25 protein-coding genes are annotated in these 26,839 nt (G+C 40.2%); 5 read left to right on the top strand and 20 right to left on the bottom strand.

From position 1 onward, the window contains the following. Nucleotides 1-28 precede the first annotated feature (28 nt). Nucleotides 29-652: a recombinase family protein gene (locus HOLDEFILI_RS07420; RefSeq protein WP_039864292.1), complete on the bottom strand. Its 624-nt coding sequence runs from the start codon at nt 650-652 to the stop codon at nt 29-31. Nucleotides 653-912: 260 nt separating this feature from the next. Here HOLDEFILI_RS07420 and HOLDEFILI_RS07415 point away from each other — a divergent pair, with 260 nt between their 5' ends. After that, complete coding sequence (locus tag HOLDEFILI_RS07415) at nt 913-1,140, top strand: hypothetical protein (RefSeq protein ID WP_006058939.1); 228 nt, start codon at nt 913-915, stop codon at nt 1,138-1,140. Between the two features lie 474 nt (nt 1,141-1,614). Here the strand turns inward: HOLDEFILI_RS07415 and HOLDEFILI_RS07410 are convergent, their stop codons facing one another. The 6 genes from HOLDEFILI_RS07410 to sufC are packed head-to-tail and all read right to left on the bottom strand — an operon-like array spanning nt 1,615 to nt 6,905. Continuing rightward, nucleotides 1,615-2,169 (bottom strand): 5-formyltetrahydrofolate cyclo-ligase, encoded by a 555-nt coding sequence (locus tag HOLDEFILI_RS07410; protein WP_006058938.1) that lies wholly within the window; start codon nt 2,167-2,169, stop codon nt 1,615-1,617. Then, nucleotides 2,162-3,571: a Fe-S cluster assembly protein SufB gene (gene sufB / locus HOLDEFILI_RS07405; RefSeq protein WP_006058937.1), complete on the bottom strand. Its 1,410-nt coding sequence runs from the start codon at nt 3,569-3,571 to the stop codon at nt 2,162-2,164. The genes HOLDEFILI_RS07410 and sufB overlap by 8 nt, the downstream gene beginning before the upstream one ends. Further along, entirely contained in the window at nt 3,568-4,017 is a 450-nt protein-coding gene (sufU, locus tag HOLDEFILI_RS07400; protein ID WP_006058936.1) for a Fe-S cluster assembly sulfur transfer protein SufU, read from the bottom strand. Before sufU ends, sufB begins: the two co-directional genes overlap by 4 nt. A 17-nt stretch (nt 4,018-4,034) precedes the next feature. Beyond that, on the bottom strand, nt 4,035-5,267 hold the full coding sequence (locus tag HOLDEFILI_RS07395) for an aminotransferase class V-fold PLP-dependent enzyme (protein ID WP_006058935.1): 1,233 nt from the start codon (nt 5,265-5,267) through the stop codon (nt 4,035-4,037). Continuing rightward, entirely contained in the window at nt 5,246-6,085 is an 840-nt protein-coding gene (locus HOLDEFILI_RS07390; RefSeq protein ID WP_006058934.1) for a SufB/SufD family protein, read from the bottom strand. Before HOLDEFILI_RS07390 ends, HOLDEFILI_RS07395 begins: the two co-directional genes overlap by 22 nt. Beyond that, a complete protein-coding gene (gene sufC / locus HOLDEFILI_RS07385; protein WP_039864287.1) occupies nt 6,078-6,905 on the bottom strand; it encodes a Fe-S cluster assembly ATPase SufC in 828 nt (275 codons plus the stop codon). The genes HOLDEFILI_RS07390 and sufC overlap by 8 nt, the downstream gene beginning before the upstream one ends. Before the next feature lie 269 nt (nt 6,906-7,174). Here sufC and HOLDEFILI_RS07380 point away from each other — a divergent pair, with 269 nt between their 5' ends. The 4 genes from HOLDEFILI_RS07380 (at nt 7,175) to HOLDEFILI_RS07365 (ending at nt 10,855) form a co-directional block, all read left to right on the top strand. Next, nucleotides 7,175-8,272 (top strand): peptidylprolyl isomerase, encoded by a 1,098-nt coding sequence (locus HOLDEFILI_RS07380; protein ID WP_006058931.1) that lies wholly within the window; start codon nt 7,175-7,177, stop codon nt 8,270-8,272. Continuing rightward, complete coding sequence (locus tag HOLDEFILI_RS07375) at nt 8,272-9,135, top strand: peptidylprolyl isomerase PrsA family protein (protein WP_006058930.1); 864 nt, start codon at nt 8,272-8,274, stop codon at nt 9,133-9,135. Before HOLDEFILI_RS07380 ends, HOLDEFILI_RS07375 begins: the two co-directional genes overlap by 1 nt. Nucleotides 9,136-9,342: 207 nt before the next feature. Continuing rightward, nucleotides 9,343-10,449 carry a DUF362 domain-containing protein gene (locus tag HOLDEFILI_RS07370; protein ID WP_039864284.1) on the top strand — a complete coding sequence of 369 codons (1,107 nt, stop codon included), beginning with the start codon at nt 9,343-9,345 and terminating at the stop codon, nt 10,447-10,449. Between the two features lie 13 nt (nt 10,450-10,462). Beyond that, nucleotides 10,463-10,855: an HIT family protein gene (locus tag HOLDEFILI_RS07365; protein ID WP_006058928.1), complete on the top strand. Its 393-nt coding sequence runs from the start codon at nt 10,463-10,465 to the stop codon at nt 10,853-10,855. Between the two features lie 51 nt (nt 10,856-10,906). On the opposite strand, the gene HOLDEFILI_RS07360 is transcribed toward HOLDEFILI_RS07365, so the two are convergent. The 13 genes from HOLDEFILI_RS07360 to HOLDEFILI_RS19635 all read right to left on the bottom strand — a co-directional run. Next, nucleotides 10,907-12,136, bottom strand: coding sequence for a nucleotide sugar dehydrogenase (locus HOLDEFILI_RS07360; protein ID WP_006058927.1), 1,230 nt, complete (start codon nt 12,134-12,136; stop codon nt 10,907-10,909). A 40-nt stretch (nt 12,137-12,176) separates the two neighbouring features. Next, nucleotides 12,177-13,247, bottom strand: a complete 1,071-nt coding sequence (locus HOLDEFILI_RS07355) for an NAD-dependent epimerase/dehydratase family protein (RefSeq protein WP_156788892.1) — start codon at nt 13,245-13,247, stop codon at nt 12,177-12,179. Nucleotides 13,248-13,859: 612 nt separating this feature from the next. After that, nucleotides 13,860-15,053: an oligosaccharide flippase family protein gene (locus HOLDEFILI_RS07350; protein WP_006058925.1), complete on the bottom strand. Its 1,194-nt coding sequence runs from the start codon at nt 15,051-15,053 to the stop codon at nt 13,860-13,862. After that, entirely contained in the window at nt 15,050-16,372 is a 1,323-nt protein-coding gene (gene wzy, locus HOLDEFILI_RS07345) for an O-antigen polysaccharide polymerase Wzy (protein WP_083787581.1), read from the bottom strand. The genes HOLDEFILI_RS07350 and wzy overlap by 4 nt, the downstream gene beginning before the upstream one ends. A gap of 783 nt (nt 16,373-17,155) precedes the next feature. Further along, nucleotides 17,156-17,815 carry a DUF1919 domain-containing protein gene (locus HOLDEFILI_RS07340; protein ID WP_083787580.1) on the bottom strand — a complete coding sequence of 220 codons (660 nt, stop codon included), beginning with the start codon at nt 17,813-17,815 and terminating at the stop codon, nt 17,156-17,158. Between the two features lie 194 nt (nt 17,816-18,009). After that, on the bottom strand, nt 18,010-19,158 hold the full coding sequence (locus HOLDEFILI_RS07335) for a glycosyltransferase (protein WP_006058922.1): 1,149 nt from the start codon (nt 19,156-19,158) through the stop codon (nt 18,010-18,012). Next, nucleotides 19,155-20,264, bottom strand: a complete 1,110-nt coding sequence (locus HOLDEFILI_RS07330; RefSeq protein WP_006058921.1) for a glycosyltransferase family 4 protein — start codon at nt 20,262-20,264, stop codon at nt 19,155-19,157. The genes HOLDEFILI_RS07335 and HOLDEFILI_RS07330 overlap by 4 nt, the downstream gene beginning before the upstream one ends. A 1-nt stretch (nt 20,265) precedes the next feature. Next, entirely contained in the window at nt 20,266-21,789 is a 1,524-nt protein-coding gene (locus HOLDEFILI_RS07325; RefSeq protein ID WP_006058920.1) for a BCCT family transporter, read from the bottom strand. 19 nt (nt 21,790-21,808) lie between these two features. After that, nucleotides 21,809-22,945, bottom strand: coding sequence for an ATP-grasp domain-containing protein (locus tag HOLDEFILI_RS07320; RefSeq protein ID WP_006058919.1), 1,137 nt, complete (start codon nt 22,943-22,945; stop codon nt 21,809-21,811). Between the two features lie 16 nt (nt 22,946-22,961). Beyond that, on the bottom strand, nt 22,962-23,549 hold the full coding sequence (locus HOLDEFILI_RS07315; RefSeq protein ID WP_006058918.1) for a sugar transferase: 588 nt from the start codon (nt 23,547-23,549) through the stop codon (nt 22,962-22,964). Between the two features lie 13 nt (nt 23,550-23,562). Then, nucleotides 23,563-24,234: a PIG-L deacetylase family protein gene (locus HOLDEFILI_RS07310; protein WP_006058917.1), complete on the bottom strand. Its 672-nt coding sequence runs from the start codon at nt 24,232-24,234 to the stop codon at nt 23,563-23,565. A gap of 41 nt (nt 24,235-24,275) precedes the next feature. Then, nucleotides 24,276-26,297 (bottom strand): polysaccharide biosynthesis protein, encoded by a 2,022-nt coding sequence (locus HOLDEFILI_RS07305; protein ID WP_039864281.1) that lies wholly within the window; start codon nt 26,295-26,297, stop codon nt 24,276-24,278. A gap of 40 nt (nt 26,298-26,337) precedes the next feature. Further along, nucleotides 26,338-26,839 (bottom strand): CpsB/CapC family capsule biosynthesis tyrosine phosphatase (locus tag HOLDEFILI_RS19635; protein ID WP_006058915.1); only part of this gene is annotated, 502 nt, incomplete at its 5' end.

Genomic DNA, 26,839 nt, shown 5'->3' with positions numbered 1-26,839 from the left:
GACGATAAAAAGAATTCAGCGCCCCGGTTTAACGGCTGGCATTCGTTTCCCGCTGGCGAAGTTTCCGGCAGGTGCGGTAGAATTTCTGATACGACATTCCGCTTTGAGCGATCAGCTCCTTGGATGGCCGGCTTTTCTGCCGCCATTGTAGATACAGTGGCATGAACTCCGGCGGCACCGCCAGCTGCGGACGGCCCAGATGTACGCCCTTTTCCTTGGCGATCCGGATACCCTCGGCCTGGCGCTGGCGGATCATCTTGCGCTCGTTCTCCGCGACAAATGAAAGCAATTCCAGCACGAGATTGCAGATGAGCGTGCCGACCAGATCCTGATCGACACTGGTGTCCAGAATCGGCATATCCAGAATTTTGATATGAACTTTGCGGGTACGCGTAATCCATTTCCATTCTTCCAGAATTTCTTCATAATTGCGGCCTAGCCGATCCAGGCTCTGAACGACGATCAGATCCCCGGGTTTGACTTTGCGGCGCGTCAGCTTCTGATAACCGGGACGGTTAAAATCCTTTCCGCTGAGCTTATCCATATAAATCCGCCGCGGCGCGACGCCATAGGCGATCAGCTCCTTCCTCTGACGTTCAACATTCTGGTCCTTTGATGATACGCGGATATATCCGTAAACGGTCTGTGACATAACTTCCTCCTCCATGAATTCATTACATCATAGACACAGAAAAAATGGAGATGGTAATATTTCTCTCCATTTAAGCCATCATTCTGTTTTAAAAAGGTGTACCTTTTTGACACAATCAGAACAAGCTGAAAAAATTACCAGGAAAACCCAAATAGGTTTTGACAGGAACCGTTCTACCCATTAAAATAGAGAATAGAGTGGTTCGTTAGGTGTTTTATTAAAGTACACTTTACTGAAACGATAAAGGAGTGAGAAGGATTATGGCCCTAATTGATCAGGTCGCCGATCAGTGCGGTTTATTCATTTCCGATTTAAAAGCGCAGGATAATTACTCCGTAATTGCCGAGATCCTGACGCAGATTGACTCGGATTCCTTCCCGGTTACGGACTGGAATCATTTCATCACTTATCTATTTGAAAAGGACGTTGCGTTTACATCCTCCAGCCAAGCCCGGCAGACATGCCTGGAACAATTAAATCAGAAATGAGAAGCGAAAGCTTCTTTTTTATATTAAAGAATTGAAAAGGATTGATACACTATATAAATCGCATCCGTGACTAAATTTAAACAAGCTTCACGCAAAGGGAAAATCTGCGCCACTTCGTAATCGATATTTTCGATATTATCTCGATAATTGAAATTGGATCACGATGAATCCAAATACAAGAGAAGCAGATCCAATTTTGCTTACAGATCCGGCAGCCAAAAATTTTATGAGAAGATTGCGGGGCGAGATGCTGAATAACTTTCGATAACGTCCATGTTAAGATAAGGGTTCACCATGATATCCATAAGCTCGGGGATGATCTGTTCCCGCTAGTTAAATACCGGACTTCTTGATTTCCTGTCCGATGAATTGCTTATCGGCGGCGAAACCTTTCTAAGATTCGGCCAAAAAAATCAAAAACCGGAGCGCTCACCCCGGTTTTCATCGTTGTTTCTCATTTTAAGAGATTTTTGTTTACAAGGATCCCTGCTCCGTGATGATCATATCCAGCGGAACATCGAAAGCCTCCGGCTCAAAATCAGCCACGCGCTGCATCGTGTAGGCCAGTCCGACCTTCAAGCCGGGAAAGGTATCCAGCACCGAGTCATAATACCCTTTGCCGTAACCGATCCGGTTCTTGCGCCAATCGAATCCGACGACCGGGACGATCATCAGCTCCAGCTCGGACAACGCTGCTTTGCGGGAGGGCTGCGCCACCGGTTCCAACAGCTCGAAGCGGGAAGGAATGCAATCCTCCAACCCTTCGATCCAATAGAAATCCAGCGTGTTCCGCCCTTCGCGCACGACGCACTTGGGAACGGCGATCTGTTTGCCCTGATCGAGCAGATGCTGCAGGATCCGGCGGGTATCCGCTTCATCATTGATCGAAATATACATTCCGATCTTCTGATACGGCTCCTGCACCTTTATGAGCTGCGACCGGATATTTTCATCAAACTGCGCTTTGAGCAGCGGCGGCAGCTCGTGCCGCTTCATCTGCGCCAGCTTCCGCAGTGCTTTTTTATCCAACGCTGCCCTCCATATCCAGCTTCAGCAGCTGGTTCAGCTCGACTGCGTATTCCATCGGCAGCTCGCGGGTGAACGGCTCCAGAAAGCCCATGATGATCATTTCTGTCGCCTGCGATTTCGTCAATCCGCGCGACATCAGATAGAACAGCTGTTCCTCGGAAATCTTCGAGACTGTCGCTTCATGCTCGATCGTCGAAGTCCGTGAGGATGACACGTTCGTCGGAATCGTGTCGCTGCGGGACTGCTCGTCCAGAATCAGCGTATCACATTCCACCTTCGAACGGGCATATTCCGCTTTCGGCCCATGCTGGACCAGACCGCGGTAATTGACCTCGCCGCCCAGCCGGGAAACCGACTTGGAGATGATCGTACTGGAAGTATGCGGCGCCAGATGAATCATCTTGGCTCCTGCATCCTGAACCTGATGACGGGATGCCACGGCGATCGAAATGCACATGCCGCGGGCATATTCGCCGACTAACAGACAGGCCGGATATTTCATATTCGTCTGCGACCCGATGTTGCCGTCGATCCACTCCATTGCCCCGTGCGCATCGACCTTGGCGCGCTTGGTAACGAGGTTGATGATGTTGTCCGACCAGTTCTGAACAGTCGAATACCGGCACTTGCCGCCTTCCTTGATGATGATCTCAACCACCGCGGCATGCAGCGAGTCCTTGGAATACGTCGGCGCCGTACAGCCTTCGACGTAATGGACGTCGGCGCCCTCATCGACGATGATCAGCGTCCGTTCAAACTGGCCCATCTGTTCCGAATTGATGCGGAAATACGACTGCAGCGGTTTTTCCAGCTTTACCCCTTTCGGGACATAGATGAACGAACCGCCCGACCATACGGCGCTGTTGAGCGCGGCGAACTTGTTGTCGGTATACGGCACAACCGTTGCGAAGTATTCCTTCACCAGTTCCGGAACCTGCTGCAGAGCGGAGTCGGTATCCAGAAAAATGACGCCCTTCTCCTCGACTTCCTTCAGCATGTTGTGATAAACCGTTTCCGATTCATACTGGGTGTTGACACCGGCTAAGAACTTCTGTTCCGCCTCCGGGATGCCCAGCCGGTCAAAGGTGTCCTTGATCGTCTCCGGTACCTCGTCCCAATCCGTTTCCTTCTTGTTGCTCGGCCGGATATAGTAGGTGTAATCGTCAAAATTCAACGTGCTTAAGTCAGGACCCCAATCCTGGATCGGCATCTTGACGAACGCGTCATAGGCTTTCAGACGGAAATCCAGCATCCACTGAGGTTCCTTTTTGATCTTCGAAATCTCGATCACCGTTTCCCGGGTCAGGCCCTTTTTTGTTTTGAAGACGCTGACGTCCTCGTCGTGAAAGCCGTATTGGTAATCGTCCTGCGTTTTCAGGACTGTTTCTTGTTCGCGGCTCATTGATTTTTCTCCCATTCTTCGATCATTTCCTTCATCGCTTTCCAACCGATCGTCGCGCATTTAATCCGGTTGGCCTGCTTGCTGACATTCTTGAAGGCAACCGCCTCCTGCAGCCGTTCCGGATCATACGGCTGTTCCTCAATCATCGCAAAATACTCGTCGATGATCGCCTTGGCTTCAGCGATGCTTTTGCCTTTTAACAGCTCTGTCATGATCGAGGTCGACGACGTTGAAATCGTGCAGGCGACCCCGTCGAAGCGCACGTCTTCGATGCTGCCCGCAGGATTGATTTTAGATTGAACCGTAATATCGTCGATGCAGGATTCCGAAGCCATATGCACCTGATGGTAGCCCGCGTCGTCCGTCAGCTTATGATTGTGCGGATATTGATAGTGATCCATGATGATCTCGCGCAGGACCATCGGATCCTCCAGCAAACTGGACATAAACTTCCTCCTTTCGGTCAGAAGAACAGTCCGACGCAGTTTTCCAGCGTAATTTCGCTGCACGCCTGGACAAACCGGTCGACGTCCTCCTTCGTGTTATAGAAATACAAACTGGCGCGGATCGTTTCCGAGGTCTTCAGCACATTGAGCAGAATTTTGGCGCAATGATTGCCGGAGCGCACGGCGATCCCTTTGGAATTCAGATATCCGGCCGCATCCTGAGCGAACACATCCTTCACATTGAAGGCGATGATGCCGGTCGGTGAGGTTGGATTATACAGAATCAGGTTATCCAGTTTTTTCAGTTTTTCAATCGCATAGGCCTTGAGCTCATGCTCGTAGGCTTCAATCTTGTCCATGCCGATGTTTTCGAGATAGCGCACGGCCTGCTGCAGGCCGAGCACCCCTTCGATATTCGGCGTCCCGGCTTCAAATTTATACGGCGCGTCCTTCAGCAGGATGTTTCCGCACATGTCAAAGCGGGCGTTGCTGCCGCCGCCGAGCATGAACGGATCGGTTTTCTGCAGCAGCTCAAATTTGCCATACAGCACGCCGATGCCGGTCGGACCGCACATCTTATGCGCGCTGAACGCCAGGAAATCCACGTCCCAGGCCTTCACATCCGTCGGCGTATGCGGCACGGACTGCGCCCCGTCGCAGACGACGATCGCTCCGTGTTCATGGGCAATCCGCGTCATTTCCTCGATCGGCGCGACATAGCCCAGCACATTGGTGATATCCGCGACAGCGACGATCTTCACCTGCTCATGCATCGCCTTGTGGAAGTTCTCCAGCGTCAGCCGGCCATCCTCCGTCAGGGGAATGTATTCAAGCTTCGCACCGGTTTCCTCCACGACTTTAAACCACGGCAGGATGTTGGACGCGTGTTCCGCCTCCGTCGACAGAATCACGTCGCCCGGCTTTAAATACTTCCGCCCGTAGCCATACGCCACCAGATTCAGCGATGCGCTGGCCCCGGCCGTAAAGACGATTTCCTTCGGCTCGGCATGGATAAACCGCGCCACGTCTTCGCGGGTTTTCTCATAGGCTTCCGATACCTGATAGGAAATTTCATAATCACCGCGGTGAACGTTGGTCGTCTGCTCGGTGTAATAGCGCACGACGGCGTCGATCACGCACTGCGGCTTGAACGTCGTCGCAGCGTTGTCCAGATAAACTAACGGATGCGACTGCATCGTGCGGTTGTGAAGCATTGGAAAATCCTGTCTTATTTTGAAGACGTCAAACATACTTCATTCACCTTCGTTTCAATTTCCTGAGCCAGGGCTTCCTGAAGCTTCGGATCGTCGCTGATCCGGGCGATCGGCAGCAGATAGCCGATCGTGACCAGGCGGATCGCTTCGTCTTCACTCAAGCCGCGGCTCTGTAAATAATACATCTGGTTTTCATCCATTTGTCCAATCGTCGTCGCATGGCTGGCTTCCACATCGTTTTCGTCGATCAATAACTTCGGCAGAATCGTCGCGGTCTGCTGGGCGTCAAAGGTCAGCGCGCGGCTGGTCTGATGACTCTTGGCACCGCGGGCACCCTTTTCGATCTTGCCGGTCGCTTCCATGCGGTAGCGTCCGCCCTGCAGGACAATGCTGTAATTCTCCATGATTCCCGTCGTCTGTCCGGCCTGGTGAATGAGATCGACGACAAACTGTTTCCGGGTCTGTGCGATCACCGCCGACTGAACCAAAGCCTCGGCCCCGCTTTCCTTCAACAGGGTCTTGGACTGATGATCGACCATGCCCGGATTCAGCTGCACATACGCCGCTTTGAAGCGGGCGTCACGGTAAATTTCGTTGCTTTCGCGGATCGTGATCGGCGCGCTGCTCTCATTCCAATACAAGAGCGTGAGCTGGCTGGCCGCTTCCGCCCGCACCTGAATCGTCAGAGCTTCGGCCCGGCGAATCCGGACGACCAGGGAGCAGGCCGTTTGCGCAGGTGCGGTCAAGGTCAGCGTCAGCGGCGCGGAAGCGTCGATGACAAGCTCGCGCAATGTTTCCTGTAAAACAACGGGGCTGACCGGACTTTCATGCAGGGTCAGCATTGTTTCAGCCATGCTTGCGGCCCCTTGCGCTGGCGGCGCAGCTGCCCAGGGTGAAGGTCAGCTTCACTTCTTCTTTGGCCGGCTGCAGATCCAGCTGTTGATACAGCCAGTCGTAGCCGTCCTGATCAATTTTCTGAACCAGCGTTTCATCGCCTTCCATGACGATCCGGCCGTTGATCAGCACGTGCGCGTGCGTCGGCTTTAATAACTGATAGAATCGTTCGTAATGCGAAACGACGATCATGCCTAAACCCGTTTCCTGCTGCATCTGCGTCACGGCGTCGGCCACAATTTTCAAGGCGTCGACGTCCAATCCGCTGTCGATCTCATCCAGCATCGCCAGCGACGGCTTCAGCATTTTCATCTGCACGATTTCGTTGCGCTTTTTCTCGCCGCCCGAAAAGCCCTCGTTGAGGAAACGATGCGCTAAATCCGGCTTCATCTGCAGATCTTTAATCGTCTTTTCCATTTCCTTAATAAAAGAGAACAGGGAAATCGGATTTTCCCGGCGGGCGTTCATCGCCGCACGCAGGAAATCGGAGTTCGTGACGCCCGGCACTTCCTGGGGATACTGCATCGCCAGAAACAAACCGGCGCGGCTGCGCTCGTCGACGCTCATTGCCAAAACGTCGCGGCCGTCGTATTCAATCGTTCCGCTTGTCACAGTATATTTCGGGTGACCCATAATCGCCGCCAGCAGCGTCGATTTTCCGTTTCCGTTAGGACCCATTAAAGCATGTATTTCATGATCAGCGACCGTCAGATCGATCCCTTTGAGGATCTCCTTGCCTTCGACCTCAACATGAAGATTTTTAATCATCAGCTGACTCATTCTCTCATCCTTTCCGCTCATGATTCGAGTTGTTATCCAGACAAAAAATGTCCAGAATGATTATAGCATATTCTGTTTCAGGATGTGCGGATTATTATCTGTTCAAACGGCTTTACCAAGCACTCTTTCGGCCTTTTTCTTCCAGCGATGATGGAAAAAAGCGGGAAAATGGGGTTGTTCACACAAAATTCAGATAGAAAGCCCGCCGATCAAATTGCAAAGTCCCCTGAAATACCCTATAATAATAAAGTTCATTAGGAGGTACATTCATGTTACAAACACTCAAAAAGTACTGGTTTGTGTGCCTTGTTGGCGTTCTGTTAATCGGAGCCAGCATTTATTTTGCATACGACCAGAACAAAGGAAAGCTCCCAGGAAAATCAGTCGGCGGCGAGGACGTCGTATTCTCGATCGGCGATCAGGATATCACAGCCGGAGAATTCTACGACACGCTGTTTAACGAAATGGGCGTCGCCGGCGTCTATCAGTTCATGGAGAAAGCGGTCGTTGACCCGTCCATTGAAACCACGGAGGAAATGAAGACGCAGGCCCAGTCGTATGCGGATTCGATTACGGCGCAGTATCAGTCGACCTACGGCGATCAGTACAAGGAAATGCTGCTGACAGCGCTCAACGGTGTCGGCTACAGCAAGCTTTCTGATCTGACAGACTACTTCATCCACATCCAGAAGACGCAGCAGATGATCAAGGATTACATCAACGCGCATGCCGACGAATACATCCCGGCGTATGTCGAAGCGAAGAAGCCGCGGATTGTCAGCCATATCTTAATCAAGATGGATGATCCGGCCAACCCGACGGAAGAAGAAACCAACCGCGTCAACGCGGTCAAGGACGCGCTGGCCAGCGGCCGCGACTTCGGCGAAGTGGCGCAGGAGTTGTCGGAAGATTCCGGCTCCGCCGTTCAGAACGGTTCGATCGGCTACATGGATGCCGACAGCCAGTTAGTTTCTCCGTTCCTGGAAACCGCGCTGGCGATGAACGAGGGTGAGGTCAGCGAATGGATTCAGACGACTTATGGCTGGCACATCATCAAGTGCGATGTCTCCTCGACAGAGACGCTGAAAGGCTATGATGAATTCTACGATGCCCTGGCGACCTACTACCCGAACCTGCAGCCGAAGGTTGTCTGGGAGAAGGCTCAGGAAATGAACCTGGACTTCAAGGGCAACGACGAACTGCAGAACAAACTGTTGATCTACATGGGTTTAAATGAAAAAGACGAACCGGAAACTCAGCCGGAAACTACGGAAAACACGGAAAATCCTGAAGGTCAGGGCGAAGACCAGAACAACGCCGAAGATCAAAACGGTGAAAACAACGGCGAACAGGGAGGAAACGAATAATGAAGAAGCTTGTTCTTTTAGCCCTCGGGGCCTTATTGTTAGCGGGCTGCAGCGATGCGCGCGCGTCCCTGAAAGATCCGAAGACGGCCGTCTTCTCCGTCGGCAATCAGACGCTGACCAAAGGCGACATGTACAACTTCATGTTAGCGCGGGATGCCGGCTATTTCACGATCAATGAAGCAAAGAAAGTTATTTTTGAAAAAGAAGTTCCAGTAACGGATGAAATGCGCAGCGAAGCGAAAGAAACGCTTAACACGTACAAGACGATGCTGGGCGATTCGTTTGCCAGCTATCTGCAGTCCTATGGCTTTGCGGATGAGGAAGAATACCTGAACAACAGTCTGTTAGTCAGTCTGCAGGTTCAGGAACTGACGAAGGTTTACGTCAATGAAAAGTTCGGCGATCTGGTTTCCCGCTATTCCCCGAAGAAAATCCGGATCATGCAGTTCACCGATGAAGCGACAGCCAACCAGGCCCTGGAACAGGTCAAGAGCGGCGCAAACTTTGAAGAGACGGCGACAAGCTTAGGTTCCAGCGTTTCCGCCGCCGAGACAATCGCAACGACGCAGAGCAGCTATGCGACCAACGTCCTGTCAACGCTGTCGGTTATCACAGATCCGACACTGACCGACGTGATCGCTGATGACAACGGCGCGAACTTCTACATCGTTCAGGTCATCGCGACGGATGCGGAAAGCTTTAAGGATGAAGCGGTCGATACGATCGCCGCGATCAGCGCGCTGTCTTCGGAAGCGTCGATCTTCTATTTTGAAAAGTACAATTTCACAGTCTATGATAAGACGATCTATGATCAGTTGGAATCCAACTACGCGGATTATCTGATTCAGGCAAAATCGAAATAACAAAGAATCTTAAAACGCAAAAAGACCTGGGCTGCTCGATGCAAAATTCCAGGTCTTTTTCTATGTTCTCGCCTCGAAATGAAGTGAGAAGAGGTTTACATTTTTTCGTGATGAATTATCCCTGCGAATATTTTTCCAATCCGCGGGCGAGCGCTGGAAATGCATTCCTCTTTCCTATATAATAAGGGGCATGGAGGAATAGGAAATATGGAAAAAGCAAAGGTTTATACAACGAACCTGAGAACGCATGGGACGACCAGCCTGCTGGACAAATTAGAGCGTCTTGTAAAACAGGCCGGGATCGAAAATCTGGATTTTCAGGATAAATATGTCGCGATTAAAATTCATTTCGGCGAGCCGGGAAATCTGGCGTATCTGCGGCCGAATTACGCGCACCGGATCGTAGATCTGATCAAATCGTTAGGCGGCAAGCCGTTTCTGACCGACTGCAACACCTTGTATGTCGGTGGACGAAAGAATGCTTTGGATCACATTGAATCAGCGTATCAGAATGGCTACAATCCGTTCAGCTGCGGCTGTCATATCCTGATCGCCGACGGGTTGAAAGGCACGGACGAGGTCCTGGTTCCGATTCATCAGAAGCATGTGCAGGAAGCGAAAATTGGCCGGGCGATCATGGATGCGGATATCTTCATTACGATGACTCATTTCAAGGGTCATGAGTCCACGGGCTTCGGCGGTACGTTGAAGAATATCGGCATGGGCTGCGGCTCCCGCGCCGGAAAGATGGAAATGCACAGCAGTTCCAAGCCGCAGGTCAATCCTGAGCAGTGCCGCAGCTGCGGAATGTGCCAGAAGATCTGTGCCCACAGTGCTTTAAATTTCGATGAAAATCACAAAATGCATATCGATCACAGCCGCTGCGTTGGCTGCGGACGCTGCATCGGCATGTGCAACTTCGACGCGATCGAGCCGATGAATGATGAGGCCAACGATATCCTCAACGAGAAGATCGCTGAATACTCCCTGGCCGTTGTTCAGGGACGTCCGCACTTCCATATCAGCTTTGTCATGGACGTTTCACCATGCTGCGATTGTCATGCGGAGAATGATTTGCCGATCGTTCCAGATATCGGGATCTTTGCGTCTTTTGATCCGGTAGCCCTGGATCAGGCTTGCGTTGACGCGGTAAATCAGGCTCCAGTGATTGCGGGCAGCGTCTTAGATGAGCATCAGCATGATCACCACGACCATTTCACCGATACGCATCCGGATACTAACTGGCAGACGTGTCTTGCCCATGGCGAAGAAATCGGTCTGGGCACGCGTGAATATGAATTAATCCATTGTTAAGGAGGAGCTTCCCATGTGTGTATTCTGCAGCATCATCAACCACGAGATTCCATCAAAAGTCGTCTACGAAGATGATCAGGTCTTAGCGATCCTGGACATCTCCCAGGTTACAAAAGGTCATACTCTGGTCATGCCTAAGAAGCATGTCGACAATCTGTTGGAATGCGATGACGAAACAGCGGCTCACTTGATTCAAGTCATCAAGAGCTTAGCGAAACGGATTCAGGAAAAAACAGGAGCTCCAGGTATTAATATCCTGAACAATAACGGCGAGGCCGCAGGCCAGACTGTAAATCATCTGCATTTCCACATCATTCCCCGTTACAGCGAAAACGATGCGTTTGTATGTGAATTCAAAGAATCAGAAAAACAGGATCTGGATGAAGTTTTAGAGTTAGTCAAATAATGTTAAAGGCATGGATCATTGCGTTCCATGCCTTTATTTTAAATTTGTCTACTAGTCTCTTTGAAATAAATCACGAGTATAAACTTTTTCAATTACCGAATCAAGTTCAGTATTATACCGATTCGCAATGATCGCCTGACTCTGTTTCTTAAATTCTTCTAGGTCATTTACAATTTCTGAGCCAAAGAACCGATCTCCATTTTCCAATGTTGGCTCATAAATAATGACCTTAGCCCCCTTAGCTTTAATCCGCTTCATAACGCCTTGAATTGAACTCTGTCGGAAATTATCGCTGTTGGATTTCATTGTTAATCGATAAACACCAACAACAATTTCTTTTTCCTTTTCTTTATCCCATTGTTCGCTGCATTCATAATATCCTGCCAGCTTCAGAACCTGCTCCGCAATAAAGTCTTTTCGTGTCCGATTACTTTCTACTATTGCCTCAATCAGATTTTCTGGTACGTCCTGATAGTTCGCAAGCAATTGCTTTGTATCCTTTGGCAAACAATATCCGCCATAACCAAATGATGGATTGTTATAATGAGTCCCTATCCGCGGATCCAAGCAGACACCATCAATAATCTGCTTTGTATTCAATTCTTTCATCTCTGCATAGGTATCCAGTTCATTAAAATAGGATACGCGAAGAGCGAGATAGGTATTAGCAAACAATTTCACCGCTTCCGCTTCGGTAAAGCCCATGAACAAAGTATTAATACTCTCTTTAAGCGCTCCTTCCTGGAGCAAAGTTGCAAATGTCTGAGCAGCTGTGTTCAGCCTTTCAGAACCATCTGTGGAAACGATAATTCGCGACGGATACAGATTGTCATACAGCGCTTTGGATTCCCGCAGGAACTCCGGGCTGAAAATAATATTATCTGTATGATATTTCTCTCGAACGGAAACTGTGTATCCTACTGGAATGGTTGATTTAATGACCATAATTGCATCCGGATTCACAGATAACACCAGTTCGATCACGGACTCCACAGCAGATGTGTCAAAGAAATTTTTCCTGCTGTCATAGTTCGTTGGTGCCGCGATAACAACATAGTCTGCATCCTTATACGCTTCTTCGGCATTTAGAGTTGCCGTTAAATTTAGTTCTTTTTCTCTAAGATACTTTTCAATGTATTCATCCTGAATCGGTGACTTTCTTTGATTAATTAATTCGACTTTCTCTGGCAGAATATCCACCGCCCATACTTCATGATGCTGAGCTAATAATGTAGCGATGGATAATCCCACATACCCTGTTCCGGCAACTGCGATTTTCATTTTCTTCTCCTCGATTCCATAAAAAAAGAAGTTCTGCTTCTCACTTTAGATAATACTCTTTATACCATTCCGCAAACTTTCTCAATCCTTCTCTTAAACTTGTACTTGGCTTAAATCCAAAATCTCGTTCCAGCGCGCTTGTATCCGCATAAGTTACCGGGACATCCCCTGGCTGCATGGGTACCAATTTCTTATGACTTTCAAAATCATAATCTTCAGGCAATACTCCCGCTCTAACAAGTTCCTCCTGTAAGATCGTAACGAAATCTAAAAGGTTCTCTGGATGATTATTTCCTATGTTATAAATTGCATATGGTGGAAGCGGAAGACCATCCTCTCCAATCTTCTTTTGCGGTGGTTTCTGCATTACTTTAATAATCCCTTCCACAATATCATCGATATAGGTAAAATCCCGATTACAATTACCATAGTTAAAGATTTCGATTGTTTCTCCTTTGATTAGCTTATTTGTGAATCCGAAATAAGCCATGTCTGGACGGCCGGCTGGACCATAAACGGTAAAAAAGCGAAGCCCTGTAGAAGGAATGTTATATAACTTACTGTAAGCATGAGCCATGAGTTCATTGGACTTTTTGGTGGCTGCATATAAAGAAACTGGATTATCCACTTTATCCTCAGTAGAATAAGGAACTTTTTTATTAGAACCATAAACTGAAGATGAAGAAGCATAGACAAGATGTTCTACTCCCTTTGCCCCATTATCATACGAATGACGGCAAGTTTCCAGAATGTTATAAAAACCGATGAGGTTGGATTCTATGTAGGCATCTGGATTAGTAATTGAATAGCGTACACCTGCTTGGGCTGCAAGGTTTATGACAATATCCGGTTTGTACTGTTCAAAAATCTTATTAATTAATGTTTTATCAGAAATAGAGCCTTTCACAAATGTCCAAGTTGATCCAGGATGATTTACTATCTCCTTATCAATTTCTTTAAGTCTCCATTCCTTGATGCTCACATCGTAATAATCATTCATGTTATCAATTCCAACAACACTAATAGATATTTGTTTTTTTAGCAATTTTAATACTAAGTTCGATCCTATAAAACCTATTGCGCCTGTAACCAAAATGGTTTTATTTTCTATATTTATTATATCTGCCATGGTTATACTCTCCTATTCTTTTTCATTCTGCATTACAATGATTTCCCAACCGCATAAGGTATATCTAAATTAACAAATTCATTTTAGGACATAATTTTTTTATCTTTTCCATATCAGATAATTTGATGATGTCATAAATCTACCTCGTAATCATAACGAATCCTTCTTTCCTTTCTCTGGAAACTTTGAATTCTACTATTGAGTTTTGAAAGAGTTTGCGAGTCATCGGACATAAGTCATTCCTTTAACCTCAATATTATTTCAAAATAACCTTAACCAAAGATACTGGAAACATCCCCGACCATTTTAAAATAGTTGTAGTATCAGTAGCAAACGATCATACTTTTCTTCTTCTTTTCCATTTTCCTGATAATTAATAAATCATTTTAAGACTAATCTCTATCCAATAATCTGTGTGATCAACTTTATATCTATGAAAAGAAATTTTAAGATGATATTTAATTACCCTTATAAACATCAATTGGCAACCATTGCTGTTTTGCAAAATTTTTAGACTTAGTTTTCAGTTATGATTCAGAGTAGCTTCATTCAAATTTACTACGTCGTTCACGAAGTTAATTAAATTCCTCAATGTTAATGTATATTTTTTGATCCAATCTTATTCATACGTAAATAATCTAACAAAAATAGTAATCCACAAATTGTATATGATAAAACTGAAGCTATTGCTGCACCATTTTCATTATATTTTGGGATTACAAAAAAATTTGCAACAATATTGGCAATTGCAGAACACATCAAAAAAAAAGCAGCTCTTGTTTGTTTTCCATGAGAAATATATATAGGTTGTAATATCTTAAAAAGCACTAATGAGAAACAACCTAAGAATAGTATTAATGTTACAGTATATGAAGGTAGATAATCTATACCATAGAATAAAGAAATAAACCATTTCCCGAACATAAAAAATCCAATTAAAACTACAACAGAGATTAGCAATGATACTTTTATAGCTGAAAAAGCTGTCTTCTGCGAAAAATCTTTTCTTGTGGAATCTCCAAATAATACTTCTTTAAATGCATCTGGAATTAACAAGAACATATTTGCTAAGGATACACCTACACTATATATACCCGTATGATACGAAGATGTCATCTTTTTAAGCATAATAGTGTCAACTGAATAGTTTATACTTGTCAGCAGCATTACCAACATCGTAATGAATCCTGTTATATAAATAGCCTTAATAATTTCCTTGTTTATTCCTTTCAAACTAGGCTTCATTTTATATAATACCATTAGAATTACAATTCTGATGACATCACTAATACCATAACAAAATAACACTGTTATCAAATTTGCAGTCCTTGAAATATAAAGAAGAAATAACCCTATCATATATACAGAATTAATCACAGCCTGAAGAACGTTTCTCGTAATACTCTTTTCTATAACTGCAATCATAGAAACAATAACTTTTAAAACAGCAATAGCAGTCAGTAAAACAATTGAAATACCATACTCAGGCTTAACCAAGAAGATATATAATCCCCCAAATAAGATGATCAGAATTGTATGACTTAAGCCCAAAGCAACAAAGAGATTTTTCATATCTTCACCTTTTGAACGTTTAAAGGTTGAATATGTTTGACCAATACCAAAACTAAAGAAAATGTATAATACTTCAACTACTTTTATGATATAAGAATACTCGCCTTTTACATAAATTCCTAACCCTCGATTGATGAACACTGTGATTAAAAATTCTGTAATAATAACACATAATTTACAAATAATTGCTATCCAATATTCTTTCGTTAATCTCATTCCATTTTACACTCCAGATTGTTTTTTCTATTAATTTTAGGTACTTTAGTTATTCTCTCCATAATAAAAATCACCAGCAAAACTAAGCCGATCTGTTTAACAATCCCAGAAAGAATAGTGGAAAAATCAGCCCTAATAGCATATATTATAATGGTCAAAAAATAAAGGTATGCAGAAAACGAGTATATATTTTTAGTAGAATTCTTGTAAAAAAATCTGATGAGTAATCCAACAATTGAAAACAGAATAATTATGCCAAAAATACCACCTATAATATAGCCTTCTCCTGTCAACGTAAAACCATATCCAACATTATTATTAGGATAAAAGGTGTCTGCAAACCATTTTGTAGGACTTGAAATTTCAGATGAGAATACACTCAGGAAGTCAATACCAATTTGTTCGAATCCCTTTGACCCTTTTACTATTTCAGAATAATTCACTAATTCCTGAAGATTCCTACTTGCAGATTCAAATTCTCCTGAAAGCAAAGACTGAATCCAATTTTCCGACCCATTTGAAATATTATGAGTTAAAAAATAATACTTAAAAGTATGTGACAATGGTATCAGTGTCATAATAATAGGTGCGATAATAAAAAGATGTTTTAAATTAATCTTTTTGAGCATCCATAGTAACATGATCGTAATTATTATAAATCGGAAAACAAAATCTCTTTCCCCAGAAAATAAAGTGATAATTAGCAATGCTCCACCAACTAACGACATTTGTTTCTTAGGTAAGTACTTATGCTCTGAATAATAATTAATAATTGACATAGTATAAAGAATACTAATTATTAAGGGAAATCTGAATACTATACGTACCCACAGAGGACCAGCATCATAAATTTCACTCTTACCAGTATATCCTTGGTTTGAAACATAATAAGCTACAAAAACAAGAGAAAGAATTAGCAAAATATAAATGATCTTATTAAAAATTCCGAGATCAATTCTCATCTGGTTTTTATCTCTAAAATTAGGATATTGAACTTTCTTAGGAGTTATAAACAACAAGCTAACAAAAATAGCGACAAGCTGATATATCATTATTTCTTTACTATAACCTATTCGCGAGTTATATCCTAAAGAATATAATATGGGATGCGCAGTACTATATATACAAAAAAAACCAGTAAACCAGCAATACGGATGAAGAATATCTATTTTTACTATTATAATTGGAATAACGCAAAAAGATATAAAAGCGCCTACATGAATAAATAAGTTATTGCTCGAACAAATGGTAATTAATGCTGTTATAAATGCACAAAATAATATTATGTATTTCTGTAAAATTTTCCTACTTACTTTCACGCTAACTCACAACCTTTTTTATTAAGATGAATTTACTTTTCATATAATTTCTTTTACATCCAATGTTGAAAATTCATTAAGATATTTAATCGCTAATTCCCTATTTATGTAATGAAAAAGTCAATTTAATAAAATTCCTTTATTAAGCAACTCACTTCAAGTATAATTTTTACAAATACCTCATAAAATAACACAATTGCCATTATCCAATGTCCCATTATCGTTTACCATCTGATGTCATGATACTACGTGTAATTTTTCTACGTGAATATGATATAAATACACACCTCAGATTTAAATTTTGCATTCTTCCCAATAATAATTCTATTATGACAAACGATATATTTCACATAAGGTATCACAATCTCCACATACGAAAATAGGAGATTATATCTGCAGAATAAATTTATTCCAAACAAACTGATACCTTATTAGAATTTTTAAATGAAAACCTATATTTAATCAGTTCATTATCGTATAATTAAAAATTCTAATAAACTTATAAAAAATTACCAATTTAATAGTAATTAGTACACCTTTTAGAATTCATAAAACCAAAATCCTCATTCTTCTATTACTTATTAAAATTTATCCTTACAATTTCGAATTTATCCTTCTAATGTTTACGAACTGTACATATCTTACTATGGTATGCAGTCCTCCTACACACAGTTTTACTTAAACTATCTTTTGATCTATTTTGTTCCGTCCTCTTTATTATTTTCCCATTAATTTTATCACTAGTTCCATGACTGACACATTTTTCTATTGCATCTCACATTTTTAAGCATTGATAAGCTCATTAAGGTTAATATATCTATCATAGTATAGCGTATCATTACTAATTTCATTCTCCCTAATATATCTGTTAACAATTATTTGAGATTTAATTTTCTCTCTTTCTTTTGCTACAAATAAAACTTTCTTTCTATAATTCATCTCGTCGAACTCTAAAAGATGCTTTTCGGAACACATATTCATCTCACTCATCTTAACTATTAGATTATTAAGATTTACTCTTGCCAACCTTCGAGCCCATTTCTCTTCTGCTTCTTCTTTAGAATGATAATGAAGTAATACTAATTCAATTTCATTCCCCAATTTGCCTATAAAAACGTTCTTTTGCCCCTTTCTAAGTAAATCTTGATAATATTTTGATTCATTAGCATTCACTACTGAAAAAGGTAAAAAGAGATTTCTATCTAAATTTCTTAAAAGTTTTATATACTCTTCGGAATAAAAGTACATTCCTATTGTAGGTGATGAATATAATAATCCATATCTTCTATAAACATGTCCTCCCCAACAGTTATTTGATATTATTGAAAAATCAGTATTGTTTAATTTATTTCTTCTAATATCAGCAAATGTACGATTGCTTACTTCTTCATATACCGATGCCAGTTTATCTATTGTGAACCTACGAAATATTGTCTGCTTCATATAATCACTTCTACTTTCCAAATATTGGGCTAAGAATGTCAATAATTAACATTCTGTTCGTATAAAACTCATCAGCAATAACATCAAATAGTGAGGTATTTCGTTTAAAGTAAATCAGAATCAATAGCTTACCTTAAATAACAGTTTGTCAATTCAACACAAAAAATAAAGAAAATAATTTTAAATACAGATATTTATTCTTTTATCTCTGCTTTGATCATATTAAAATATCTATTCCGTCTTACATTTAGAACTTCTTCAACAAATTCTTTACTTTTATTAAAGTTTCTAATAGCATATTCCGTTAATCCATTTTTACATACTTTTTGAATAGTTTCTGCTATATCGATTGCAGATTTAGGTTTAAAGATGCAATCGTCATCTAACAACTCAGGTATTCCTGCAGTCCTAGCACCTAAACAAGGGCAGGCTCTACTCATCGCTTCAATGACAGCCCTAGGTAAACCTTCTTGCAAACTGGGCTGTATGTAAATATCTATATTATTGTCTATTCTTTCAAATATTTCTTCTAAGGTTAGTTTTCCTAAAAACACTAAACAATCATCTACACCATATTTCTTTGCAATCTCTAATAAATATTTTTGATCACCACTTCCTGCGAGAAAATATGTTATTCTAATGCCTTTTTGTTTAAGAAGATTAATTGCTTTTACGACATATTCTTGTCCTTTTGATAACAAATCAACATTTGCACTGGTCATTAGTGATAATTTTTGATAATCTTCCTTGTTCTTTATTCTTAATAATCTCTTATTAAGAACTTCAGGATACAATTCTTGAATCGTAACATTAGATGCATTAATATATACACTTTTACATGGATAGTATTTTTGTAGATATTTTTCGGTTACATAAATTGCATAATTTGCATTATAAGTTATTTTTTTCATTTTCAAATACATATAAGGTGCAACAAATTTACCTAACATTCCATGGTTCCAATATGGTTTCCATCCATCGCACATAAGTTCTACCATATAAGGCTTATTCAATTTGGCAGAAATATCGCATGCTCTATACGCTATTATTGAAGGTAACCGACCAATAACCAAATCACATTCATCAATTTTAGTTTTTATGATCCCATTATATTTTCCTAACAAAACATTGTAAAGATATTGTATATCAATCACAGATTTAATAAAATCAGCTTTTATCAAACCTTTTTCTAACTTATTAGTTTTTATGAATCTAGAACAAAGAATCACTTCGCCGAAAGCATCTGAATAGCGCTTATATATTGAATAAGCTTTCGTAGAAAGATAATATTTGTCCTTATAAACATGACATCTAAACTCAGATGCGATAAAAATTTTTGTCACGACGTTTTTCCTTTGCTTTTATATAATATTCTATTAACTTCATCGAGATAAATATTAGTAACCATACTTCTATCAAATTCTTTTTCCATTTTCGTTCTAGCGTTTCTCCCCATCATTCTTTTTTCTTCATAGTTCAGATGAAGAAATTGTTTTACCTTAGTAACAAGAGAATCTACATTTTTACATTCAAATACATAACCTGTAACCCCATCATCAATCGCATCTGCAACCCCTGGAATATCAGAGCCTATACAAGGTCTTCCTGATGAACTGTGTTCTAGAACAACATTTGTCATTCCCTCATAATAGCTTGGATGAATTAATGCGTGAGCTCTACATATCGCAGGTCTAATATCTAACAGTTCTCCAAAATATTCTAAATAGCCTTCATTAACCCCTATATTAATTAATGGTATATAACACTCATCATCATAATTACCATAAATAGCAAACATTGTTTCCGGATATTCTTTATGAACTTTTTTAGCACATTCTATATATTCGTTTATTCCTTTAATGTTAACTATACGTGCAACAAAATTAAAAACAATTTTTGAATCATTCGCAGGGTAATTCTGATAGGCAAACTCATTAAGATTAACACCAGATCCGGGTATAAGACGAGTATAAACCTTTCCCTTTAATATTTTATTCAGAACTTCTTCTTCAACAGAATTCTGACACATAATACATGATGCTTTACTAAAACCAATTTTATACATTAAATACAATAACTTCTCTAAAAACCCAGTAGTTTCCATCAAACCTGCATTATTAACAATATATGGAACTTTTAGAACTCCACATATAAACCCTCCATAAATGGAAGGCTTAGATGTATATGTTAAAACAATATCAGGATTAAATTCTTTTATAATCCTATAATAGTCAAATATTAACTTAAGATCTTTTATTGGATTCATTCCTCTTCGATCAATCTGAATATCAACAAAACAACATCCTCGATTAGTAAAATAATCAATTTTTTCCCCATACGGACATACTAAAATCACCTCATTTCCCTCATCTTTTAGCTTTAAAATTAACTCACTTCTGAAGTTATAGAAGTTGTTATCTTTTGGTGAAATTAACATAATTTTCTTCATTTTAAAATTTCTTCTTATTTTCTATTTCTGATTTACACTCTTTTTTAAGTTCTTTTAAAAGTGCTGGACACATTGCCATCATTATAAATAAAAATGGCAATGATGCCGCAATTGATATTGTTTGTAAAGGTTTTATACTTCCAACTGATAATAATACATAAGCCAACCCTGCCTCAATTACTGCCCATATAACTTTTTTATATATCGGAGGATTAGGATTGCCTTCAGATGTCATTAAACTTAATGAATAGGTCGCTGAGTCGGCTGAGGTTATAAAAAATATTGCTAAAAGCATAATTACAAGGAAAGACATAATTTTAGTTAGAGGATATTTCGAAAATATGATAAATACCGCGGTTTCTGGTAGTGCTACGATATCTCTAAGCTCATTTATACTCCAAGTCCCCGATATACTTAATGCGATTGTTCCAAACACAGAAAGCCACACAATTGTGAAAACCGTCGGAACTATAACTACACCGATTATAAATTCTCGTATTGTTCTACCTTTTGATATACGTGCTATGAACATTCCTACAAAAGGTGTCCAAGCGATAAACCACGCAAAATAGAATACTCTCCAATTCATTATCCAGGAGTTGTCGCCAAAGGGATCAATCATGAATACATCCCCTACAAAATTTTGGAGATGTTGACCAATGCCATTTACTAAATTACTAAAAATCATTGATGTAGGTCCTATAATAAATCCTAAAAATAAAAGTATAAATGCTAGATAAGTGTTTATTTTAGAAAGTATTTTGATTCCTTTATTGACTCCAGAAATTGCACTGGCCAGAAAAATACATGTGATAACAAAAATAATAATAAACCAGGTCTCTTTCTGATTTGGAATTTCCCATAAAAAATTTAATCCACCAGAAATTTGAGACACACCTAAACCTAATGAGGTGGCTACACCGGCAAAAGAAACAACTACAGAAAAAACATCTACGATTTTTCCAAAGATTCCGTTGACTGCTTTTTCTCCCACTAACGGTGTTAATAAATCGCTAATCTGTCCTCTCTTATTCTTTCGAAATTGAAAATAGGCCAAGCCTAATCCTACAATTGCGAAACATACCCATTGTGTTATACCCCAATGAAGAAAACAAGTTCGAATAGAAAAATTTGCTGCTTCTAATGACCCAGGAAATATCGGATCAGGTGGTGAAACATAATGCGATAGAGGTTCTGCTATGCTCCAAAATACTAATCCAATCCCTGTTCCTCCACAAAACAACATAGAATACCAGCTAAAATTACTGTATTCTGGTTTGCTATTTTCGTCACCGAGCTTAATATTTCCATATTTCGATAAACTAAGCCAAAGAAGAAAAAAACAAAGAAATGCTACAAACAAAACATATAACCAACCAAAGTTTAAACTAACCCAATTCATAACAATACCTGAAACCAAATTTAACGTATCATTATAAAAAAAACCATACATAATTACTAAAACAGAAATTAATACGGAAATAATAAATACAACGTTATTTCTAAATATTTTCATCTTTTTCATTTAGATTTACCTTTATTTTTTACATTAACATATTTATATTTTCAACCATCTCATAATAAGGATCTAGATCATTAGCTACATAATAATGTGTACAATTAGCTTTTTTAAAATCGGCTATCCATTCAAATAATGAGATTTTATTAGAAAGTACTCTTTTTGAATAATCAATGGGTTCAACCATTGCGGTAAAACCATTCATTATTTTCTTTTTTTCCATCATATTAACTTGATTTTTAAGTGTTGATTCAGCCCATAAAATAGGAAGATTCATCCCTGCGCATGTTGATGCATAGCTCCAAGTAGAATTTCTAAAATTAATTTCAGTGAAGTACATTTGATCGTCTTGATCTATTAGAAATTCAATTGAAAATATACCTTCAAAACCAATTTCAGCCATCATTTTATTTAATTTTGATTCTAAGGCTTTATTTTCAAAATCCAATACATCATAATAAGGGCTGTAATATCCTGGTAATACGTATTTATATTTGGAGGCAATACTGATGAACATCTTCTTTCCTCTATCAATAACAAAACCATCCAGACAATACTCATTTTTCTTCTCTATATATTTTTGTATCAATATTTGTGGACTTTCAATGGTTCCATATGCTTCCTGTAATTCACCTTCATCATTACAGATATGCACATCCGATTTCCATCCCCCTATATTAGGCGATATTGATTTAGTTATAATAGGATATTCCAGATTGTGTGTCATATCTCCTTTATCTACTACTATACTTTTTAATGTTTTAAGTCCATACTTTTCTGCCAGATCCAGAATCTTCTTCTTATCCATATATTCTGTAATTTGGCCTTTCTTTCCTGCATTAAAGAAATGGAACTTTCCATTTAACTCATCATAATGCTCATCTATATATCCTGCAGTCCTATCATCACAGGTTATAAGGAAAGGCTTTTTATCATTTATATTACTGTATTTGGAGATTAAAACATTAAAACCCTCTTCTACATTATCAACTTTATAGTATTTTTTTACATATTTACTTTTGACTGCAAGATCAACTTTATGTTTAACGGCAATTAGAATAGGATTGACGCCAGCTTCACCTAATGATCTTACAACTCCAAGTGGGTTATAATGATCTAGCGCAAATACTATAAATTCATGTTCTTTAAGACAATTTTCCATTTCCTAAATTTCCTCACTACTCTTCATCTTCATAAATTTTCCGATCAAAGAAAACTGTTTTTGCTAGTAAAATGCATATTTTGAAATCTTGAATAAAAGAAATATGATCAACGTAATCTGCGTCCATTTCAAATTGGAGATCTCTATTAAAAGAAGCTCTATTTTTAATATCAATTGTGCAACTAAGGCCTGGTAAAACCTCATAACGTTTACAATATCGTGGATTATCAAGATATGGTTCAAATTGAATTGGTAATATTGGACGTGGACCAATAATTGACATTTCTCCCTTAAGAACATTTATAAATTGTAATATTTCATCTAGACTTGTTTTCCTCAAAAATGATCCTACTTTTGTAATCCTTGCATCAGAAGATCGAGTAACAATTCCATCTTTTTCAGAAACATTTTTTACCATTGTTCTAAATTTATAGATCGTAAATTCTTGTCTGTTTTTACCTAATCTAATTTGCTTAAAAATAACAGGTCCTTCACTATCCAGCTTAATTGCAATTGAAATTAAAAGCATTGGAATAAAAAGAAGAAATAAAGCAATGACTGAAATCGTAAAATCTAGCCATCTTTTAAAAATATTTTTGTACATTAAACGCACTCTTTCAATTAGCTTCAAAAACCACTTCAAAGGCCTCAGCATAATTAAGTCCTGACTGACATCCTCGAAATGCGGCAAGACCTCTAAAAGCTTCAATAGATCTCGGATGCGGATAAGGTCGCATAACTCCTTTATACGCTTTTAAAGCTCTTATTTTTACCTCTAGACCTTCCTTGCCGATTTCTACGAACCGATTAGGAGTAAAGCGATGGCAGGTAGAATCTAGTGACCATTCTGTTGCTGAAGGTGTTTCCATATACATAAATAATTTTAGTTGATAGGGTACAACCTTCCGCTGAAAATATCTACATGCGGCTTGAGCTGCATAGCTAGTTATAACATGGTCGTTATTTGTATCTGTAGGATGATGTGTTATAATAGCCTCCGCATGAAAGCGGTCAATACATGACTCAATAAATTGAACCAATTGAAGATGGGGAATAACATTCATTTCCATATTCGGAAAATCTGCATGATAAACAGTTTTAACCCCTAAAATCTCCATTGCCTCATTTTCATCATTTAACAATGTGTCAGATAAATTTGCTCTAGCCGCAGCTTTACTACTCATAATCGCTATCGCTACATTGTTTCCTTCTTTTATTAATTTATGAATGGTTCCTCCTGCCGCATCAGATTCATCATCAGGATGAGCAACAACAAACAAATAATTCATTCTATCCCCCTCATTCTAGAAAATAATCTTAATACTATTTATTACACATTTGAATATGGCTTAGTTGCATCAAGCTTTCGAATTTTTCGTGATTCTATTTCATCATCTACTTGTTTTTGACTAAGTTGATAAGTAAGAACAATGTTGGAAACTAACTGCTTGATATTCTGACTATTGGTATAGCTTGCCTCTGCCAGGATTTCTACTTGCTTCATAAACGCTTCCACATCAAATGGAATGGGTTTCGCAATATGGATCAGTCTATTTGGCGTCGTCTGTAATCCTTCTTCCGCCATTAGCTTCTCTTCATACAGCTTCTCTCCTGGTCTTAATCCGGTATACTCAATCTTGATATCGACATCCGGTTTATATCCAGACAGTTTAATCAGATTTCTCGCTAAGGTATCAATCTTTACAGGATCTCCCATATCCAGGACAAAGATCTCTCCGCCTCTTGCATACGTTCCTGCCTGAAGTACTAAGCTCACCGCTTCCGGAATTGTCATAAAGTAGCGAATGATATCCGGATGCGTTACTGTCACCGGTCCGCCATCCGCAATCTGTTTCTTGAATAACGGAATGACCGATCCATTACTGCCTAAGACATTCCCAAACCGGACTGCGACAAATTCTGTCTTGACTGGATTTATTTTCACTTCTTCAATCGGATTCCAACTGTGTGACCAAAGCTGAGGTAATAGGCTAACTTGTCCTGTCTGGCTGATTCGATTCATACTCTGGATCACCATTTCACACAGTCGTTTACTCGCACCCATGATATTCGTGGGATTCACTGCTTTATCCGTACTGATTAATACAAAGCGTTGGCATCCACTCTTTAACGCAGCGTAAGCAGTCTTATACGTTCCAATTACGTTATTCTTAATTGCTTCATTCGGACTACCCTCCATTAATGGGACATGCTTATGTGCCGCCGCATGATAGACGATATCGGGTTTATACGTTTCAAATACCCAGTCAATTCTCCTGCTGTCTCTTACTGAACCAATGAGCACGACTAAATTCAACTCTGGATATTTTCGTTTCAATTCCTGTTCAATGTCATAGGCATTATTTTCATAGATTTCAAACAGAATTAATTGTTTCGGATGGTGACCTGCGATCTGTCGGCACAATTCGCTGCCGATTGACCCACCGCCTCCGGTTACTAAGATGGTTTTTCCTTTAAGATGCTCAAAGATTTCGTCCAGATTAACCTGAATGGGTTCTCGTCCTAAGAGATCCTCAACGGCGACTTCCTTCATCTTCGATAACATCACGTCGCCATTCACTAATTGATAGATTCCTGGAAGGATCTTCAGCTCACAGCCCGTCTCTTTACAGATATTTAAGATATCCCGCTTTTCTTCTGCTTTCGCACTTGGAATCGCAATCAGGATCTGTTGGATCTGATACTTCTCAACACCAGCCATAATCTCATCTCGTCCGCCTATGATTGGGATATTTTCAATATACCTTCCCCACTTGTTCGGGTTATCATCAATGATGCATTGTACCTTACCGACATCAAACTCTGTTCTCTGAACATCTCTCAGAATCAATCGTCCGGCATCTCCAGCTCCAATTAACAGGATATTCTTACCTTGGTTCTTCTTCTCTGCCTTTTCCCTGCGGCTGCGTTCCAATAAAACGAAACGATAAGAAAAACGGATTCCAATAATCAAACAGAACTGAATGATCATACCAAACAGAATATAAGAAATTGGCATTGCTTTAAAAAATGTCGTTATTCCGACAAAATGAAGAAATCCTGTAACCATTGTCGCGGCTGTTACACGCAACAATTCACTGTATCCCGCAAATCGCCATAAGCTCCTGTATAATTTCAACACTGTGAAAACAGCTAAACAAAGCACAGTATAAAAAGGCGCAAATTGAATCCAGGCTTTCAGATAAACCTCTGGAATCAATGAAAACCGGCAGTCAAAGCGAAACCACAAAGCCATTAAATAAGCTAAGTTGACCGCAATAATATCATAAACAACTAAGTAGAGAGAAATCACTTGCCAATGTTCAATTCTCTTTTTTTCGAGTTGCTTCATTTTCTTTCCCCCTTCTTCCCCCAATGAAAAAAGGCTCTTTTCAAAGCCATAAAAAGTGTTTCTTTTTCTTCTTAATTTCCCTGTATTCTTGAACAATCGGTTCATTCTTTAAAATCTTTTCAGGATTTTTCTCTATCAATTGAACAGCGAACTGTTCTCCAAATTCTTCCGTGAGGAGCTCTCTTACCTCAGACAATACACAAGGACGATGCTCATTATGGGCGTCGCTAGCAATAAAACTAATGAAACCATGTTCAATCATTGGAACAAGAACTTTTTTCGTCTCTTTCTTAAACAAGCTGCTTTGATTTGCTTGTAAATAATATCCTTCATTCAGCCATCGAAGGCAAAAGTTCGGATCATCCTGAACAAAGTTGTATCGTTCAGGATGTGCGATAATGATTCGATATCTCAGTGCCAGCTCATAAAGAATTTCATCATATTCATCCTTATAATTTTGAAATGGAAACTCGACTAGGATGTAATCTGATTCAGCTAAGGTTAAGACTTCTCCTTTTTCTAATAGTTCTGGTAAATCAGGG

Source organism: Holdemania filiformis DSM 12042 (assembly GCF_000157995.1).
GTDB classification, from domain to species: domain Bacteria; phylum Bacillota_I; class Bacilli_A; order Erysipelotrichales; family Erysipelotrichaceae; genus Holdemania; species Holdemania filiformis.
The sequence above is the reverse complement of the archived record's forward strand: the minus strand, read 5'-3'. Positions and strand labels throughout refer to the sequence as shown.

Excerpts from the sequence above, each read along its gene's own strand:
- HOLDEFILI_RS07325 (WP_006058920.1), bottom strand. The coding sequence starts at position 21,789 with ATGAAAAAGATGAAAATATTTAGAAATAACGTTGTATTTATTATTTCC.
- sufC (WP_039864287.1), bottom strand. The coding sequence starts at position 6,905 with ATGAGTCAGCTGATGATTAAAAATCTTCATGTTGAGGTCGAAGGCAAG.
- HOLDEFILI_RS07350 (WP_006058925.1), bottom strand. The coding sequence starts at position 15,053 with ATGAGATTAACGAAAGAATATTGGATAGCAATTATTTGTAAATTATGT.
- sufB (WP_006058937.1), bottom strand. The coding sequence starts at position 3,571 with ATGAGCCGCGAACAAGAAACAGTCCTGAAAACGCAGGACGATTACCAA.
- HOLDEFILI_RS07395 (WP_006058935.1), bottom strand. The coding sequence starts at position 5,267 with ATGTTTGACGTCTTCAAAATAAGACAGGATTTTCCAATGCTTCACAAC.
- HOLDEFILI_RS07330 (WP_006058921.1), bottom strand. The coding sequence starts at position 20,264 with ATGAAGAAAATTATGTTAATTTCACCAAAAGATAACAACTTCTATAAC.
- HOLDEFILI_RS07365 (WP_006058928.1), top strand. The coding sequence starts at position 10,463 with ATGTGTGTATTCTGCAGCATCATCAACCACGAGATTCCATCAAAAGTC.
- HOLDEFILI_RS07380 (WP_006058931.1), top strand. The coding sequence starts at position 7,175 with ATGTTACAAACACTCAAAAAGTACTGGTTTGTGTGCCTTGTTGGCGTT.
- HOLDEFILI_RS07370 (WP_039864284.1), top strand. The coding sequence starts at position 9,343 with ATGGAAAAAGCAAAGGTTTATACAACGAACCTGAGAACGCATGGGACG.
- HOLDEFILI_RS07360 (WP_006058927.1), bottom strand. The coding sequence starts at position 12,136 with ATGAAAATCGCAGTTGCCGGAACAGGGTATGTGGGATTATCCATCGCT.
- HOLDEFILI_RS07320 (WP_006058919.1), bottom strand. The coding sequence starts at position 22,945 with ATGGAAAATTGTCTTAAAGAACATGAATTTATAGTATTTGCGCTAGAT.
- HOLDEFILI_RS07340 (WP_083787580.1), bottom strand. The coding sequence starts at position 17,815 with ATGAAGCAGACAATATTTCGTAGGTTCACAATAGATAAACTGGCATCG.
- HOLDEFILI_RS07420 (WP_039864292.1), bottom strand. The coding sequence starts at position 652 with ATGTCACAGACCGTTTACGGATATATCCGCGTATCATCAAAGGACCAG.
- HOLDEFILI_RS07390 (WP_006058934.1), bottom strand. The coding sequence starts at position 6,085 with ATGGCTGAAACAATGCTGACCCTGCATGAAAGTCCGGTCAGCCCCGTT.
- HOLDEFILI_RS07310 (WP_006058917.1), bottom strand. The coding sequence starts at position 24,234 with ATGAATTATTTGTTTGTTGTTGCTCATCCTGATGATGAATCTGATGCG.
- HOLDEFILI_RS07375 (WP_006058930.1), top strand. The coding sequence starts at position 8,272 with ATGAAGAAGCTTGTTCTTTTAGCCCTCGGGGCCTTATTGTTAGCGGGC.
- HOLDEFILI_RS07415 (WP_006058939.1), top strand. The coding sequence starts at position 913 with ATGGCCCTAATTGATCAGGTCGCCGATCAGTGCGGTTTATTCATTTCC.
- HOLDEFILI_RS07315 (WP_006058918.1), bottom strand. The coding sequence starts at position 23,549 with ATGTACAAAAATATTTTTAAAAGATGGCTAGATTTTACGATTTCAGTC.
- HOLDEFILI_RS07305 (WP_039864281.1), bottom strand. The coding sequence starts at position 26,297 with ATGAAGCAACTCGAAAAAAAGAGAATTGAACATTGGCAAGTGATTTCT.
- sufU (WP_006058936.1), bottom strand. The coding sequence starts at position 4,017 with ATGTCCAGTTTGCTGGAGGATCCGATGGTCCTGCGCGAGATCATCATG.